The sequence below is a fragment of the Marinobacter excellens LAMA 842 genome, from assembly GCF_001574445.1.
Lineage (GTDB): Bacteria > Pseudomonadota > Gammaproteobacteria > Pseudomonadales > Oleiphilaceae > Marinobacter > Marinobacter shengliensis.
Map to the genome: position 1 here is coordinate 348,758 of NZ_LOCO01000001.1, position 16,142 is coordinate 364,899.

Below are 16,142 nucleotides of genomic sequence, written 5' to 3' on the forward strand. Positions count from 1 at the left end.
TCCGCGGGGCGGTAACCAGCCCCGCATAAACCGTCAGATCATCAAACCACGCAGGGCGAAGAACAGGAACGCCGCCATCAGGGCAGAAGCCGGCACAGTGATGATCCACGCCGCAGCAATCCGGAACAGGTGCGAGCGCTTGACCATTTCTTCCTTGTAGATCTTCTTCAGGCGCTTGCGTTCAGACTTGGACAGCGGCACCTGATCCTTCTTTTTCTTGGCCTGCTTCAGCAGATTCTCCATTTCCTCGACAGAGGCATTGCGGAAATCATCCAGGAACGGCTTCAGTCGCTCCTGCTCCGCCGGATCATGGTGCTCCATAATCTTGTGCAACTGGGTGGCATAGTTGGATTTGAGGTATTCCCGCAGGAAACCAACCCCGAATACGCCACCAATGGCAATATGGGTGGAGCTGACCGGCAGCCCCAACTGGGAAGCAAGGATAACGGTGAGTGCTGCAGACAAGGCAATACAGAACGCACGGGTTTTATCCAGCTCGGTGATTTCGCTGCCGACCGTCTTGATCAGGCGTGGGCCAAACAGCATCAAGCCCACCGCAAGACCCAGAGCACCGACCAACATCACCCAAAGCGGGATGCTGGCCGAGGTGACCACACCGCCACCGGCCTGGATGGCATCATTAATGGCCGCCAGCGGACCAATGGCATTGGCCACGTCGTTGGCGCCGTGGGCAAAGCTCAGGAGTGCTGCTGCGAAAATCAGCGGCCAGGTGAACAGCATATTCACACCATCGGTGCTGTTCTCCATCGTCGCCGCCTTGCGGCCAACCAGGGTTCTCATGGCGAAAAACACCACTGCCGCCAATGCCAGACCAATCAAGGCGGACTGGGTGAAGTCCAGCTTCACCAGCTTGCTCACACCTTTGATCATCAGATAAGTGCCGAAGGCCCACGCCATGATGGCCACCAGCCAGGGCACAAAGGTGCGGGCCGCTGACACCAGGTTCTTCTGGTACAGCACGGTCTTTTTGATCACAAACAGGAACAAGGCCGCCAGGGCGCCACCCAGTACCGGGGAAATCACCCAACTCGCAGCGATCTTGCCCATCACCGACCAGTCGGCAATGGCCCAGCCGCCAGCGGCAATACCGGCCCCGAGAACACCCCCAACAATTGAATGGGTGGTAGATACCGGCGCGCCCATCCAGGTAGCCAGGTTCAACCACAGGGCGCCTGCGAGCAGAGCAGCGGTCATCAGCCAGACAAAGGCGCGCGGATCATCAAGACTGGTGGGATCAATGATGCCACCCTTGATGGTAGAGACCACGTCGCCACCGGCAATGATCGCGCCACCGGCTTCAAACACCGCCGCCAGCAAAACCGCAGCACCAAGCGACAGGGCACCAGAGCCAACGGCCGGGCCCACGTTATTGGCAACATCATTGGCGCCAATGTTGATGGCCATGTAACCGCCAATCACGGCCGCCGCCATCAACAGCATATTATTGGGCAAGCCCTGGCTAAAGGAGCCAACCACAAGCCAGACGATAAGCAGGAACAGAACACTCAGACCGACCCGATACCGTTCCGTGGCGGGGCTGGTGAGCAGGGTATCCAGAAAATTGCTGGAACGGGCCATAAGCAATGTCATCTCTTGTGAGCTGAATGGACATCGGGCAGTCTTGCCACGGGGGGCAAACTATAAAATTTTTGCCATAAAATTGAAACAAAACTGACACGCAAGGCAGGCGTCACATTCCCGTAAAGAGGGACTGCAAATGCTACATAAATTGGCGCATACTTCTTAAATGAGCGCCAAAAAAATGATAAGAACCGCCATGATTCATGAAGCTACAGCTGATCACCTCACTTCCGGAGAACAGGAAGAGCGGCAGATTTCCCGATTGTTAAATGGCCTGTCGGTGATGGCTGCGTTGTTTCTGGCGGGTATTGGCACCAAAGCCTGGTACGCGGAGCACCCGGTTCATGCCTGGGTACTCTGGCTGTTTATTGTTCCCGTCGTGTTCAACATGATCTGGTACGCCTGGAAGCGGGATCGCGCAGTGCAGAAAGCCGGTCTGCTGATCACTGTGGGACTGCTATTTGCCTATCTTCTGGCTTCAGGCGGCGAGGGCAACACCGGACCTTTGTGGTTCTATGTCTTCCCACCACTGCTTTTTTACCTGACAAGTCTGAAAGGCGGGACTGCCATCCTGCTGTTCTGCTATCTGTTGGCGGTCATTGTTTTCCAGTTTCCCGGTTTGCCGCTGGTGACCGCGGAATACTCCACCGATTTCAAGATCCGGTTTTTCGCCACTCTCACATTCGAATCCATTTTCTGCTTTGTCCTGGAGGCGGGGCGCCTGAGGGCCAGGGGCAGACTCCTGGCGCTGGCCAAAACCCATGAACGTGCAGCCCGTACCGACGAGCTGACCGGACTGGCCAACCGTCGGGAAATGCAGAACCGGCTGGATACCGAGTTCTCCCGTTTCAAACGCGCTGGCCACCATTTCTCTGTAGTGCTGATTGACCTGGACCTGTTCAAGCGCATCAACGACGACCATGGCCACAACGCTGGCGACTCGGTGCTCCGTCAGTTCGCCGACCTTACCCATACTGTGGTGCGGCAATCCGACCTGGCGGCCCGCTGGGGCGGGGAAGAATTTCTCCTGCTGCTGCCAGACACCAGCCTGCTGCAGGCCCTGGCCCTGGCCGAGCGGCTTCGAGCGGAGGTGGCCAGTACACAGTTCCAGTATCAGGGCGAGACCCTGCCGGTCACCATCAGTGCCGGAGTCTGTTCCATTTCCAAGGCGGGTTCAGTAACTGAGCTACTAAAACAGGCTGATATCCAGTTGTACAACGCCAAAGATGCGGGCAGGAACCGTATCGCCCCCCGGGTACGAAGCCAGAGCACCACGGAGCCAACAGAAACCCGGGCTTGAGCCTGCGGGACACCATCGTTATGATCAGCCCCGGTTGGCCATGGGGCCGAAGTTACGATAACGCAGAGGTAGCGACATGGCAGCAATTCGAGTTCTGGTGGGCAGTGTCTATGGTGGTGCCCTGCTGACCGCCCGCAAGATTCGCGAGGAACTGGAAGCCGACGGGCACCAGGTGGTCGTGCTGGAAAACCCTCAGGTTGATGACATCACCGATAATGACGACGCCCTCCTGGTTTGCACCTCCACCACCGGGCAGGGCGAGATACCGGCCAACCTGCTGCCTTTTTACCTTGGCCTCCGGGAACAACTGCCTCAGCAGCCCGGCCGGCCTTTCGGCGTGATTGTGCTGGGTGACAGCTCATACGGAGACACTTTCTGCGGTGCCGGCAATTTGATCGAAGAAGCGTTTTACGAAACCGGTGCCCGCAAGGTAGGCGATTCCCTGAGAGTTGACGCTCTGGAAACCATGGAACCGGAAACCGAAGCCGTGCCCTGGGCAAAAAACTGGGTTAACGGGATTTGACCAATCTTTACACAAGTTACCAAATCTACGGCCTGTGATGCTTGAGCCGCCTTCAGCGACAGGCCATACTCGTCAGGATAATGACAATAACGGTAACCTGTGACTCTGATGAACCCGGCTAAGCTACTGGCCCTGCTGTTTCTGGTGATAACTCTGCCGCTTCAGGCGCAGCCGGCAAGCGTCTCCTATATCCCGGAGATGGAGTATCTGCGCCTGACGCCGGGCGTTCAGCTCACGCCCCAACAAGCAATGGCCTCAGTCGAGTGGCAGGTATTGCCGGAGAAAACTCCCAATTTCGGCTACATTCGAGACCATATCTGGCTTCGCTTTCCGGTCAGCAACCCGGAACTCATCACCCTTCTGGAAATCAGCTACCCGCAACTGGATCATGTCGACTTTTACCTGATCCGGGATAGCAACATTGTTCACCATGAAAGCACGGGCGACCAGAAACCCTTCCGGGAGCGACCGGTTCAACACCCTCACTTCCTGTTTCCGTTTCAGCTTCAGCCTGACGCCAATTACCAGATCCTGCTGAGGGTAGAGACCCAGGGCGCCATGCAGATTCCCCTGAAGCTCTGGAACAGCCGCAGCTACTTTGAAAAGGCCTCTGTCGAAAGCCAGCTGCACGCCGGTTACTATGGCATTCTGATCACCGTTATCTGCTTTAACCTGTTTGTGTTTCTGGCATTACGGGAGCCGGTCTATCTGCTCTATGTTCTGTCCACCTTCGGTTACCTGATCCTGGTTGGAAGCCTTAACGGCGTTACTTATCAACTGCTCTGGCCAGACGTCCCAGAGATACAGAACCGCGCCATGTTATTGACCGTGCCCTTTGCCATGGTCTTCACTCTGCTGTTCTCACGCTCGTTCCTGAGACTCAAGCGATCCAGTCCGGTGCTGGACCGGCTGATTCTGTTTACCATTGCGCTCAATGTACTGGTGGCAGCGCTCACCTTTTTCACCGACTACAGCACCGGCAGCCGCCTGACCGTCGCGCTTGCCATTCCCAGCTGCCTGCTCCTGACGGTAGTGGGACCGCTCCAATGGGTTCGCGGCAATCCCCAGGCGGTCTACTACACCCTGGCCTGGGGGGCACTTACGCTGGGCAGTGCCATTACTGCGGCCAACAAGTATGGCCTTATCCCCAACAACTTCATCACCGCTTACGGCATGCAGATAGGCTCTGCTCTGGAGGCCATTCTATTGAGCCTGGCACTGGCCGTGCGTATTTACCGGGAACGCCAGGACAAAGTACTGGCCCAGGAAGCCGAGTTGCGGGCACTGGAGGCCCGGAGATCGGCAGAGCTGCGGCTGATGGACCAGGCCCTGCACCACCCACTGACCGGCCTGCCCAATCGCAGCAGCTTTGAAATGAAACTGAGTGAGCTCACCCACTCGAATGACCGCAAACGCTATGGTGTGGTGATTATTCATCTTAACAACCTGAACTCAGTGACCAAGACCCTGGGCCACCGCAACAGCGATCGCATCCTGGAACTGGCCTCCAAACACTACAATGCGGTGATTCGGGATGTTCCCGGTGCCATTGCCCTTGAGCAGAGCGACCTCCGCAACTTTTATGTAGCCAGCCTGGATCCACAAACCTTTGCCTTTCTGGTTGATGCCAGCGAAGCGGAAGCTGCCACCAGGGCTGTGCTTCGCAGCATTGAGGAAGTCCGTTACCCGGTGGATTTCCTGGGTATGCAGGTACCATTGGCGCCGCAACTCGGGGTCGCGATCTATCCCGAACACGGTACAGACGCCAACACCCTGATCCGTCGCGCCGTGATTGCCGAAGGCTCTGACCGTGCCCGGGACCGGGGGATTGCCTACTATAAGCCGTCCCGGGATTCCTACAGTGCAGAACGACTGACTCTGGTATCTGAGCTCCGACACGCCATCGACAACAACACGCTGGCGCTGTATCTACAACCCAAGTTGTCGCTCAAGTCCGGCCAGATCGTCGGATATGAAGCCCTGATCCGCTGGCCAGACCGCGAACAACCGGTCGCACCGGACGAGCTCATTGCCCTGGCGGAGCAAAGCGGACTGATCAAACCCCTGACCCGCTGGGTACTGCAGGAAGCCCTACACATGCGCAGCCGGTTGCTGGAGCTGGGCTTCGACGCAGGCATAGCGGTTAATATCTCGCCCAACAACCTCCGGGAGCCGGATTTCGCGGTATTCGTTCAGCGCCTGATGCAGAGCTTTCATGCCCATATGGGTGCCATTACCTTTGAGGTAACGGAAACCTCGATGATGCAAGACCCTGTGAACTCTCTGAAAGCACTCAATGCCCTGAACGCGGCGGGCATCCCCCTGTCCATCGACGACTTCGGCTCCGGGTACTCTTCACTGTCGTACATCAAACAGCTGCCGGCCAGTGAGATCAAAATCGACCGGTCACTGATTACCGAACTGTCGCATCGGGAGGAAGACCGGGTGATCGTGCGGACCACCATCGATATGTGTCACAGCCTGGGCTACACGGTGGTTGCGGAGGGGGTTGAGGATGACGAAACGCTGCGCCTGCTGGAAGACATGGGCTGCGACCTGATTCAGGGGTACATTCTGACCAGGCCGCTGCCCTTTGACGGGATGATTGACTGGATGTCTGGTCAGCCCAGGCGCTCGCGAATCAGCGCTTCCTGAGTCGTTGACGCCACCAGCACGCCGTCCCGGGTAAAGAAGTTGCCCCGATTAAACCCCCGCGCACCGGACGCGCTGGGGCTGTCCTTGTCATACAGCAGCCAGTCGTCCATGCGAAAATCCCGGTGGAACCAGATAGCGTGGTCCAGGCTGGCCACCTGCATCCCCTTGCTCATAAACGTTCGGCCATGGGGGTTCAGCGACGTACCGAGAAAGGTGAAATCGGAGGCGTAGGTCAACAGGCACCGGTGCAACACGGGATCGTCCGGAAGGGGCCCAGCCGCCCGGAACCAGTTCTGCCGATGGGGCGGGCGTTTCTCTGGCTTGAACGGATTCATTGGATTGACCGGGCGGATTTCAATCGGACGATCCTTGGTCATCACATCCCGCAGTTTTTCCGGTAACTTTTCTGCGATCATCTTGCCCCAGTCCTGCTCGGAACGCAGTGACTCAGGTTCTGGTGCCTCAGGCATCTCCAACTGGTGATCCAGCCCCGGTTCGGTCACCTGGAACGACATGGAGCCGGTCAGAATTTCCTTGCCATCCTGGCGGGCAATCACACGACGCACCGAGAAGGTGCCGCCATCACGCACCCTCTGCACCTCATAATCAATCGGCATGCTGTGGTTGCCCGGGCGCAGAAAATAGGCATGCAACGAATGGCACAGCCGGTCCTCGACGGTGCGACTGGCTGCCATCAGGGCCTGCCCCAGCACCTGACCACCAAACACATGGGGGAATCCCAGGTCTTCGCTTTCACCCTGAAAATGATCATCACCGATGGGGGACAAGTCCAACAGCTCCACCAGCTTACGGGTTACCTCTAGCATGCCTGCTCCTGTGTTTTGTTAGCTCACGAACGGGTTTTCTACCCCAGACAGCAAAATTTCGCAACGACAACAACAAGGCAAGGAAGAATATCGGGGCCGGATGGCCCCGATGGCAGGCTGGTCAATCCTGGTGAAGAGGCGGCACTTCCCGCGCCAGCGCCTGTTTTTCAACGGCAAACCGTCCGGTCACCGCAAAACCGAGTGTTTCACCGGCAGGCGACTTGAACAACGCTTTCACGTCTGATGCTTCCTGTTCAATCTGCCAGTTCCCTTCGGCGCCGATCGGTGGCGGGCACACGGCTGTCGGGCAGCAAGGTGTCTTGACCATGATTGGCATGGTGCCATAGCGGACCTCGGTGCGTTCGCCCGTAAGGGTTTTCGCCAGAGCACGGGCGCAGGCCATCAACGGCAGTACATACAGCAGCACCTGGCCGTCCACTTCAGCGCAGTCGCCCAGGGCATAGACATCCTCTGCCGAGGTTTCCAGCGCACGGTTCACCTGTATGCCCCGCCCGGTGTCCAGCCCCGCGGCTTTCGCCAGCTCGGTTCGCGGCCGCAAACCAACCGCTGAAATCACCAGGTCGGCCTGCAGTGTTTCACCGTTACCCAGCGTCAGCCGGACGCCGTCTCCGTCCTCATCAACCCGCTCGACAACGGTTCCCAGGTGGAAACGAACCCCAAGCTCCGTCAGCTCATGGCGAACAGCCTCAGCGGCGGGCTCCGGCAACAGACTGGGCATCACCGTGGCGTCCGGTGCAATCACGTCGACCTCATAACCACCATTGCGAAGATCGTTGGCAAACTCACAACCAATCAGCCCGGCCCCCATGATCGCTACCCGCTTACCGCCTTCCAGCGCTTTGCGGAATGCCCGGTAGTCCAGCAGGTCGTTAATGGAGTACACACGGTCCAGGCCATTACCAGCCAGACCAAGGCGGATCACGTCAGCCCCCCAGGCCAGCACCAGCTTGCTGTAACCTAGCCGTTCATCACCCAGGATCAACTCGTGCTTGCCGGTGTCTATACCGGTCACCGTGGTGTAGGTGCGTACTTCCACCCCAAGCTGCTCAGCCATGGCTTCGGTGTCGGCCTGGGCCAGCCCCTGGGCGTCTTTATCTTTGGTAAACCCGGTAGACAGCATCGGCTTGGAATAGCTGACGCCATCATCGGCGGTGACCATAACGATCGGGGTGTCTTTGTCCAGCTTGCGGAATTCGCGTACCAGCGAGTAGCCCGACAACCCGGTGCCTACAATCACAATCGGTGCCTGGTTGGTCATTCATCTGCTCCGTTTATCAGCCGATTTCGATCATCTCGAAGTCTTCTTTGCCAACGCCGCAATCCGGGCAAACCCAATCCTCGGGCACGTCTTCCCATTTTGTACCCGGCTCGATTCCATCTTCCGGCCAACCCTCGGCCTCATCGTAGATCAGGCCACAAACCACACACTGCCACTTCTTCATGCTATCTCTCCCATCAATGTTGGCGGAATATTATTGTCTGACAATGCAACAATCAAGCATCACTTTAAAGATTTGTCCGGACAGGCCAGACAACCGCAAAGGGCCATAATACTCGTACCATTGCCGATGACCAATGCCAGCACGGACGCTCATCCCGGTATATTTGTGCCAATAGCAGTAACTACAGATAGCTACCGGGCGCCACCCCCTCCCTTCAATGGCCCCACTTCGGTATAATCGCCGGTTTTACGACAGGATCCGACCGTTATGACCGATACCGTCGCCGACATGAACCAGGTCATGGCCGAAGCCGACTGCCTGGTGAATGAGCAGCAGGTGAGTGCCGCCATCGACACAATGGCCACTGCCATTACCGAGCGCCTTAAAGACAGCAACCCACTGCTGTTCTGTGTGATGAACGGCGGTCTTATACTGACCGGGCAACTGCTGCCCAGGCTTCTGTTCCCGGTCCAGGCGGAGTACCTGCACGCAACCCGCTACCGCCAGGAAACCACTGGCGGCATCCTGGAATGGAAGCTCCAGCCTGAGGCCGACATGAAAGGCCGCACGGTATTGATTGTCGACGATATCCTCGACGAGGGTACGACCCTCTGCGCCATTGCGGATTACTGCCTGGCTCATGGTGCCCAAGAAGTCCTGACCGCAGTTCTGGTCGACAAGGAGCACGATCGCAAGGCCCGCCCTGGCCTGAAAGCAGACTTCACCGGCCTGTATGTCGAAGACCGATTCCTGTTCGGTTATGGCATGGACTACAAGGGATACTGGCGCAACGCGCCCGGAATCTATGCCGTCAAAGGACTCTGACCACCGCAACGGGCCGATCATTCCCCCCACGCGCTGGTACCGTTCTCTTGCTGCCGCCGGGCTTCACAATCCGGCGGTGCACGGCCCGGCCCGGCACTGGCTCCAGGTGGAGGGCTCGTTTACCCGGGCGCTCCAACAACAGTGCCGTTACCGCTTTCACGTGGAAGTCTGCAACGAGGGCTTCGCCGTGCCAACACTTGAGGAAGCACGGCGCCTCGGCCTCGCGCCCCGGCAGCGGGCCTGGATCAGGGAAGTACGCCTGTGCGGCGATAGCCAACCCTGGGTTCTTGCCCGCACCGTCATTCCCCTGGCCTGCCTCGAAGGCAAGGGCCGACGCCTTCGCAACCTTGGCAACAAGCCTCTTGGTGCCTATCTCTTCAGCCGTCCTGAATGGCTGCGCGGCCCATTGGAAACCGGACTATGCCAGAACACCGATGACCAGCAACCACAATTGGCCCGGCGCTCCCTGTTTCACCGAGGCAACGAGGCCCTGATGGTGGGCGAGTACCTGCTGCCAACACTCTACCAACGGTAAACGCGGGTTTAACCGGCGCCGCCAGGCTGGCTATAATCAGCCACTGCCCACGCACCCGACCGATGGAAGATCCTTGCCATGCTGCAGAACGCCCTGCCAGAACACGTCCAGAGCCGTCTGGCCGACTACGCGAAGCTGCTGCGAATCGACCGACCTATTGGCAGCCTGCTGTTACTCTGGCCCACCTGGTGGGCTCTCTGGCTTGCCGCGGGCGGAATGCCGTCCCTGGCCAACATTGTGATCTTCACCCTGGGCGTGTTCTTCATGCGGGCGGCAGGCTGTGCCATTAACGACTTCGCTGACCGGGACTGGGACCGCCATGTCAAACGCACCAAAGACCGCCCCCTGACCACTGGCCGCATCCGGGCCTGGGAAGCCGTCGCCCTGTTTGCCGGCCTGTGCCTGGTGTCGTTCCTGATGGTCGTGCTGTTCACCAACTCGCTGACCCTGTACCTGTCATTCGGCGGTGCCCTGCTGGCCTTCATTTATCCGTTCATGAAGCGCTATACCCACCTGCCCCAGCTGTTCCTGGGCGCCGCTTTCTCCTGGGCCATCCCCATGGCCTGGGCCGCCGAGGCCAATGAACTGAGCCAGCTCACCTGGCTGCTGTTCACCGCCAACGTGCTCTGGACCGTCGCCTACGACACTCTCTACGCCATGGTTGACCGGGATGATGACGTCAAGGTAGGCATCAAATCGACCGCCATCCTGTTTGGAGAGGCCGACCGGGCCATTATCGGTAGCTTGCAGGCGATGGTGATTATCATCCTGATCATGGTGGGCAACCAGGCCGAACTTGGCAGCTTCTATTATCTGGGAGTGGTCGCCATGGCCAGCCTGTTTGTCTACCAACAATACCTGGCACGGGAGCGCTCCCGGGACGGCTGCTTCAAGGCCTTTCTCAACAATAACTGGGCGGGCTTTGCAGTGTTCGCCGGCCTGGCGCTGGATTTGATGATCTGACCATCCAACCATGTCATATACTTGTAACAAAGACGCGTTGTAATGACTCAGCAACATTACTGGGGAGCAATTATTGCTCCCAGGGTCTGACACAGGTTAATGCTCATGACTGGAAAAACTGTCCTGATCGTCGATGACGAAGCACCTATCCGCGAGATGATCGCGGTCGCGCTCGAAATGGCTGATTATGACTACCTGGAGGCAGCGGATGCCCGAGAAGCGCATGCCCTGATCGTTGATAAACAGCCCGACCTGATTCTTCTGGATTGGATGCTGCCTGGCACCAGCGGGGTTGAACTGGCCCGAAGGCTGAAAAAAGAAGAGGCCACGGCGGATATTCCGATCATCATGCTGACCGCCAAGGTTGAGGAAGACAACAAGATCCAGGGCCTTGAAGTGGGTGCCGACGATTACATCACCAAGCCCTTCAGCCCCAGGGAACTGGTGGCACGTCTGAAGGCCGTGCTCCGCCGGGCAACGCCGGCCGGCGTTGACAGCCCCATTGAAGTGGAAGGCCTGACCCTGGACCCGGTCGGCCACCGGGTCACTTCCCCTGAGGGCGCACTGACCATGGGACCCACCGAATACCGGCTGTTGCAGTTTTTCATGACTCACCAGGAACGGGTGTATACCCGCTCCCAGTTGCTGGACCAGGTCTGGGGCGGCAATGTGTATGTTGAAGAACGCACCGTTGACGTGCACATACGGCGCTTGCGCAAGGCGCTCGGCGACAAGTACGATCACCTGATTCAGACGGTACGGGGCACCGGATACCGCTTCTCAACACGAGCCGCCTGATCCATACCGGCCGTCACGCATCAGCGCCGGACACACAACAAGGCAGACTTTGATGCAACACAACTGGTCAAGATATCTGCGGCTGATCATCGCCGGCCTTGCTGGCACCACCCTGGTGGGCTGGTATTTCGGCTACCCATTGTATGGCCTGCTTGCGGGACTGATGGCCTACCTCTGGTGGACGCTGGGCCAGGCACGCCACCTCTACCAATGGCTGGCCAACCCCAGCGCCACCGGCGAGCCACCCAAAAGTATCGGCCTGTGGGGTGACATCTTTGACAACCTGCACAAACTTCACCAGGGCCACCTGCTAACCCAGGACCGGCTGCGTGCCCGGATCAACCGAGTGCAGGAATCCACCAACGCCATGCGCGACGGGGTCATCATGACCGACGCCCGGGGCGCCATGGAGTGGTGGAACGGCTCAGCGGAATACCTGCTCGGTTTCAGGCGCAGCACCGACCAGGGGCAATACATCCACAACCTGATTCGCACACCGGCCTTCAAAGCCTACTTCGACGCCCGGGATTACCGGGAGCCGCTGGAAATTCACTCGCCTGCCCGGCCCCACATCCACCTGCAGATACAGATCAGCCTGTTCGGCGATGACGACCGGCTGATCGTCGCCAAGGACGTCACCCGGCTTTATCAACTGGAACAGATGCGCAGGGATTTTGTCGGCAACGTTTCCCATGAAATGCGCACCCCCCTGACCGTCATCAGCGGTTATCTGGAAACCCTGGTTGATCACGGTGACGAACTGCCCCCGAAGTGGCGACGGGCCATCAACACCATGGCGGCGCAGTCCTCACGCATGGAAGCCCTGATAACCGACTTGATCCTGCTGTCAAAGATTGAAACCGGAGAACACACCGGCGACGATGCCCTGACCGATGTCGAACATCTAATCAATCAAATCTGCCACGATGCCAGGGCGCTCAGTGGCGACAGAAATCACAAAATTCTGGTAGAGGTCACCGACCACCGGCTGTTACGGGGCGATGAGAGTCAGCTCAGAAGTGCCTTTTCAAACCTGATTTTCAATGCCGTGAAATACACCCCGGCCAACGGCAGCATCGAAGTCTCCTGGAGTACCAACCGGGACGGCGCGCACCTGCGGGTAAAGGACACAGGTATCGGCATTGACCCGGTTCATATTCCCCGACTGACCGAGCGCTTTTACCGGGCAGACCCGAGCCGACACAAAGATACTGGCGGTACTGGCCTGGGGCTGGCCATCGTCAAGCATGTACTGATCAATCACGACGGCAATCTCGAGATTCGCAGTAAGGTTGGCGAAGGCAGCGAATTTATTTGTCATTTCCCCCGGGAACGACTGGTGGAGCGGGTTCCGGAAACCAACGACAGCTGATTCGCCAGACACCAGGATGCGCGAGCGACTACCTGCCGGCGCGGAACCGCGCCACAAACCGTGACAGATCTTCCAGTTTTTTCGGGTCCTCATCGACAAACCGGATGGTGACGCTGACAAAGTCGGTATCCTGGCGTTTATCGACTGCCTGCAACTGGTGCACATAGCCATTCAGCCGAGCCATCTGCCCGTCGCCAATATCAATATCCACCACCGCCTGATCCAGAATGCCGGGAAACTCCTGGTCCCGCTTGGCAATCACCCGAACTTCCGTCAAGTTGACGTCTTTCACCACAGATTTCAGCGTGCTGTCGGAAAACCTGACCGAGGCCAGGCTCATGGGCCCGCGAGCAGCCGGTCTGGACGAGGCTTCTCGCCGCCCCCCCGCCAACAGCGGGTTGTCCTGTTCCGCGGCAGCAGCGGCCGGGTCTTTTCGAGGCTCCGGAGCATCCCGTTTCTGGGTTAGCAGCGCCGCGGATTCCTTGAAGGCATCCGCCGGCCCCTCCATGGATTTGCCGCCTCTCTCCATGGCGTCTTTCAGGCGCCGCCCCATAACCTTGATAATCTTCTTGCTCAACCCTTCGGGACTGAACGGCTTGCCCAGGTACTCGGACACCCCTTCCTTGACCGCCTCAATCACATGGTCCTTATCGCCCCGGCTGGTAATCATGATGAATGGCACTTTCTCGTACTGAGGCTGCTGGCGCATCCACTGCAGCAGTTCCAGCCCGGACATCTCGGGCATTTCCCAGTCACACAGAACCAGATCAAAATTGCTCCGGGACATCAGCGACTGGGCCCGGCGACCATTCTGGGCGTCGGTAGTCTCGATCACCGGGAATCGCTGGCGTACGGTGCGCTTTACCAGATCCCTTACAAAACTGGCGTCGTCCACCACCAGCGCTTTCAGTGTTGCCATAAAACCATCCACTCCGGGCTTGCGTGCATCCGTAAACTATAGAACATCACGGGCTCAGCGTGACCCACCCGCAACAAAAAGACGACAAACACGACAGATGCCATCAGGCATTAAAGAATTGTCACACACCTGGCCCTCAGGCAGTGTTTTCCCGGCTGGAAAACAGGCTAACATGGCGACATCGATCGCTTACCTTCGTCCCGAGAGGTTTACTGTGGCTCATCTGATTACACGGCCGAACATCCGCCGTACCCTGGCTGCCCTGTCACTGTCGGCCCTGGCCTTTGGCGCTCAGGGCCAGAGCATACCGGTCATGACCGACGAGCAATTTGCCGAGTGCAAACAATCCCTCGAGGCCAGGGCTGTCGGTGCCGGCGTCAGCGAGGCTACCGCCCGGGACGTTCTGGCCAACGTTAACTATATTGAGCGGGTGATTGAGCTCGACCGTCGGCAACCGGAGTTCACCACCACGTTTGCCGATTACTTCAACCGCCGCGTGAATGAGTCCCGTATTACCAAAGGCCGGGAGTTACTCGAAACGCATCGGGATCTGCTCGACCGGGTTACCCGGGAAACCGGAGTTCCGGCGCCCTACCTGCTGGCGTTCTGGGGTCTTGAGACCAACTATGGCAGCTACTTCGGCAAGATGCCGGTGCCCAGCTCGCTGGCAACCCTGGCCTGCGACCAGCGTCGCAGCACATTTTTCACCGAGCAGTTCGTTGCGGCCCTGAAGATCATTGACGAAGGGGCCATTCCCGCGGAGCAGATGGAAGGCTCATGGGCCGGCGCCATGGGCCACGTCCAGTTCATGCCCACCGTGTTCCTGCAACATGCGGTCGATGCCGATGGCGACGGCCGCCGGGACCTTTGGAACAGCCTGCCGGATGCCATGATGTCTGCGGGTAAGTTCCTCCAATCCATGGGCTGGGACGGCGAGTATCGCTGGGGCCGGGAGGTCCTTCTGCCAGCCAACTTTGACTTCAGCCTGTCCGATGGCCGCCGTTTACCATTGGCCGAATGGCGTGGTATGGGCATCACAGATGCCTTTGGCAACGCCCTGGCAAACGAACCGATTGAAGCGGCACTGGTGGTGCCCAGCGGCCATCGGGGCCCGGCGTTCCTGGTTTACAGCAACTTCCGGGTCATCATGGGCTGGAACCGTTCGGAGTTCTATGCCGTGTCCGTTGGCCACCTGGCCGATCGAATTGCTGGCGCCGGCGGGCTTCAGAATCCACCGCCGGAAGATCAGCCCACCCTGTCCCGTGACCAGATCATCCAGCTTCAGGAGAACCTCAACACCAAGGGTTTTGCCAGCGGCAACCCTGATGGCATCCTCGGCTCAAACACCCGTAAGGCCATTCGCGAGTTCCAGAAATCCCAGGGCCTGATTGCCGACGGCATGCCGTCGGAACTCCTGCTAGAGAAACTGAACGTGATCAATGAAAGCTGACGCCCATTGCGTCGGCTTTTTTTACACGTCCTCCATTGGCCAGACTACTAATCCCCTATTAACAGGCAGTTATACACCTGGCACAGATCTGGCTACATGTTCCAGCGATTCCCGGAGCCGACGGGAGAAACTGACTAGCTGGTAACAAGGTGAAGATCATGAACACATTGATGAAAGGACTCGTTGCAACTGCAGCCATGGGCTTTGCGGCGACAGCAGCAGCATTCCCGGTTGACCTGGAAAGCGTATCCGGTGCCTGGGGAAGCCCCACTGGCGGCAGCAATATCCAGGGCGTGGGAACTGATAATTTGCGCTGGGGAGAAGGTCTGGTTACCTGTTCCGGCAAACTTTGGTGGAAAGAATGTTCACAAGGGCCGCAAAGCGGGTATGGGTTTGAGGGTGCCAGCAACCTGCCTGAAACCATTACTTCCAGCGACCCGTTTGTTCTTGGCAGCTTCACCCACTTCAACAACCGGATTACCGGCGACAGCATCACTGCCGTAGATCTGGACGTTTATGCAACCTTCTCGACAACCCCGGACAACGGCACTGTCACTGGCCCCTATACTTTCCAGTTTTCCCATAACGAGACGCCAAATGTCTATTGTGGCCCACTGTCCTTTATCTTCGGTTGTTCAACCAAAGACGTTGATGACATTGTGCGCCTGGACAACATGATTGAAAGTTCAGAGTTCCAGTTCGGCTCCAGTATCTACTCGCTGACCCTGCTGGGCTTTGAGGGTGGCGTTGATGAGATTTATACCGCGGAAGGCAAGGCTACCTCGGTTAACCTGCTGGCAAAACTGAACGTTCGCTCCGTGCCAGAGCCCGGCACTCTGGCCCTACTAGGCCTTGGCCTGGCTGGTCTTGGTCTGGCCCGTCGCCGTAAAGTCTGATTCTCCCACACCGG

15 protein-coding genes are annotated in these 16,142 nt (G+C 58.3%); 10 read left to right on the top strand and 5 right to left on the bottom strand.

The window, feature by feature from the left end; all coding sequences use genetic code 11:
- Positions 1-33 precede the first annotated feature (33 nt).
- Positions 34-1,599, bottom strand: coding sequence for an inorganic phosphate transporter (locus tag J122_RS01580; protein WP_061330838.1), 1,566 nt, complete (start codon positions 1,597-1,599; stop codon positions 34-36).
- 199 nt (positions 1,600-1,798) lie between these two features.
- Between J122_RS01580 and J122_RS01585 the strand changes: the two genes are divergently transcribed.
- The 3 genes from J122_RS01585 (at position 1,799) to J122_RS01595 (ending at position 6,080) form a co-directional block, all read left to right on the top strand.
- Positions 1,799-2,902 (top strand): GGDEF domain-containing protein, encoded by a 1,104-nt coding sequence (locus J122_RS01585; RefSeq protein WP_061330947.1) that lies wholly within the window; start codon positions 1,799-1,801, stop codon positions 2,900-2,902.
- Between the two features lie 76 nt (positions 2,903-2,978).
- The gene (locus J122_RS01590) at positions 2,979-3,425 is read left to right on the top strand and encodes a flavodoxin (protein ID WP_061330839.1); all 447 of its coding nucleotides are present in this window, start codon (positions 2,979-2,981) and stop codon (positions 3,423-3,425) included.
- Positions 3,426-3,533: 108 nt separating this feature from the next.
- Positions 3,534-6,080: an EAL domain-containing protein gene (locus tag J122_RS01595; protein WP_061330840.1), complete on the top strand. Its 2,547-nt coding sequence runs from the start codon at positions 3,534-3,536 to the stop codon at positions 6,078-6,080.
- Here the strand turns inward: J122_RS01595 and tesB are convergent.
- From tesB to J122_RS01610, 3 genes are all read right to left on the bottom strand, one after another.
- The gene (gene tesB / locus J122_RS01600) at positions 6,047-6,907 is read right to left on the bottom strand and encodes an acyl-CoA thioesterase II (protein WP_061330841.1); all 861 of its coding nucleotides are present in this window, start codon (positions 6,905-6,907) and stop codon (positions 6,047-6,049) included. The genes J122_RS01595 and tesB overlap by 34 nt on opposite strands.
- A gap of 121 nt (positions 6,908-7,028) precedes the next feature.
- Positions 7,029-8,186: an NAD(P)/FAD-dependent oxidoreductase gene (locus J122_RS01605; RefSeq protein WP_061330842.1), complete on the bottom strand. Its 1,158-nt coding sequence runs from the start codon at positions 8,184-8,186 to the stop codon at positions 7,029-7,031.
- A gap of 16 nt (positions 8,187-8,202) precedes the next feature.
- Positions 8,203-8,370, bottom strand: a complete 168-nt coding sequence (locus J122_RS01610; protein ID WP_008173532.1) for a rubredoxin — start codon at positions 8,368-8,370, stop codon at positions 8,203-8,205.
- 267 nt (positions 8,371-8,637) lie between these two features.
- Between J122_RS01610 and J122_RS01615 the strand changes: the two genes are divergently transcribed.
- The 5 genes from J122_RS01615 to phoR all read left to right on the top strand — a co-directional run bounded on the left by J122_RS01615 (position 8,638) and on the right by phoR (position 12,863).
- On the top strand, positions 8,638-9,195 hold the full coding sequence (locus tag J122_RS01615; protein ID WP_061330843.1) for a hypoxanthine-guanine phosphoribosyltransferase: 558 nt from the start codon (positions 8,638-8,640) through the stop codon (positions 9,193-9,195).
- Positions 9,176-9,730: a chorismate--pyruvate lyase family protein gene (locus J122_RS01620; protein WP_061330844.1), complete on the top strand. Its 555-nt coding sequence runs from the start codon at positions 9,176-9,178 to the stop codon at positions 9,728-9,730. The genes J122_RS01615 and J122_RS01620 overlap by 20 nt, the downstream gene beginning before the upstream one ends.
- Before the next feature lie 78 nt (positions 9,731-9,808).
- Entirely contained in the window at positions 9,809-10,693 is an 885-nt protein-coding gene (gene ubiA / locus J122_RS01625; RefSeq protein WP_061330845.1) for a 4-hydroxybenzoate octaprenyltransferase, read from the top strand.
- A 105-nt stretch (positions 10,694-10,798) separates the two neighbouring features.
- Positions 10,799-11,491 (top strand): phosphate regulon transcriptional regulator PhoB, encoded by a 693-nt coding sequence (gene phoB / locus J122_RS01630; protein ID WP_058091532.1) that lies wholly within the window; start codon positions 10,799-10,801, stop codon positions 11,489-11,491.
- Positions 11,492-11,543: 52 nt separating this feature from the next.
- Positions 11,544-12,863: a phosphate regulon sensor histidine kinase PhoR gene (gene phoR, locus J122_RS01635; RefSeq protein ID WP_061330846.1), complete on the top strand. Its 1,320-nt coding sequence runs from the start codon at positions 11,544-11,546 to the stop codon at positions 12,861-12,863.
- Between the two features lie 28 nt (positions 12,864-12,891).
- Here the strand turns inward: phoR and J122_RS01640 are convergent, their stop codons facing one another.
- Complete coding sequence (locus J122_RS01640) at positions 12,892-13,782, bottom strand: response regulator (protein WP_061330847.1); 891 nt, start codon at positions 13,780-13,782, stop codon at positions 12,892-12,894.
- A 313-nt stretch (positions 13,783-14,095) separates the two neighbouring features.
- Between J122_RS01640 and J122_RS01645 the strand changes: the two genes are divergently transcribed.
- Positions 14,096-15,232 (top strand): lytic murein transglycosylase, encoded by a 1,137-nt coding sequence (locus J122_RS01645; RefSeq protein ID WP_413772201.1) that lies wholly within the window; start codon positions 14,096-14,098, stop codon positions 15,230-15,232.
- A gap of 158 nt (positions 15,233-15,390) precedes the next feature.
- Positions 15,391-16,128 (top strand): THxN family PEP-CTERM protein, encoded by a 738-nt coding sequence (locus J122_RS01650; RefSeq protein WP_061330849.1) that lies wholly within the window; start codon positions 15,391-15,393, stop codon positions 16,126-16,128.
- The last annotated feature ends 14 nt before the right edge of the window (positions 16,129-16,142 follow it).

Coding starts and splice junctions, on each gene's coding strand:
- J122_RS01605 (WP_061330842.1), bottom strand. CDS start 8,186: ATGACCAACCAGGCACCGATTGTGATTGTAGGCACCGGGTTGTCGGGC.
- J122_RS01650 (WP_061330849.1), top strand. CDS start 15,391: ATGAACACATTGATGAAAGGACTCGTTGCAACTGCAGCCATGGGCTTT.
- J122_RS01585 (WP_061330947.1), top strand. CDS start 1,799: ATGATTCATGAAGCTACAGCTGATCACCTCACTTCCGGAGAACAGGAA.
- tesB (WP_061330841.1), bottom strand. CDS start 6,907: ATGCTAGAGGTAACCCGTAAGCTGGTGGAGCTGTTGGACTTGTCCCCC.
- J122_RS01595 (WP_061330840.1), top strand. CDS start 3,534: ATGAACCCGGCTAAGCTACTGGCCCTGCTGTTTCTGGTGATAACTCTG.
- J122_RS01590 (WP_061330839.1), top strand. CDS start 2,979: ATGGCAGCAATTCGAGTTCTGGTGGGCAGTGTCTATGGTGGTGCCCTG.
- J122_RS01580 (WP_061330838.1), bottom strand. CDS start 1,599: ATGGCCCGTTCCAGCAATTTTCTGGATACCCTGCTCACCAGCCCCGCC.
- J122_RS01620 (WP_061330844.1), top strand. CDS start 9,176: ATGCCGTCAAAGGACTCTGACCACCGCAACGGGCCGATCATTCCCCCC.
- J122_RS01645 (WP_413772201.1), top strand. CDS start 14,096: ATGACCGACGAGCAATTTGCCGAGTGCAAACAATCCCTCGAGGCCAGG.
- J122_RS01640 (WP_061330847.1), bottom strand. CDS start 13,782: ATGGCAACACTGAAAGCGCTGGTGGTGGACGACGCCAGTTTTGTAAGG.
- J122_RS01615 (WP_061330843.1), top strand. CDS start 8,638: ATGACCGATACCGTCGCCGACATGAACCAGGTCATGGCCGAAGCCGAC.
- ubiA (WP_061330845.1), top strand. CDS start 9,809: ATGCTGCAGAACGCCCTGCCAGAACACGTCCAGAGCCGTCTGGCCGAC.
- J122_RS01610 (WP_008173532.1), bottom strand. CDS start 8,370: ATGAAGAAGTGGCAGTGTGTGGTTTGTGGCCTGATCTACGATGAGGCC.
- phoB (WP_058091532.1), top strand. CDS start 10,799: ATGACTGGAAAAACTGTCCTGATCGTCGATGACGAAGCACCTATCCGC.
- phoR (WP_061330846.1), top strand. CDS start 11,544: ATGCAACACAACTGGTCAAGATATCTGCGGCTGATCATCGCCGGCCTT.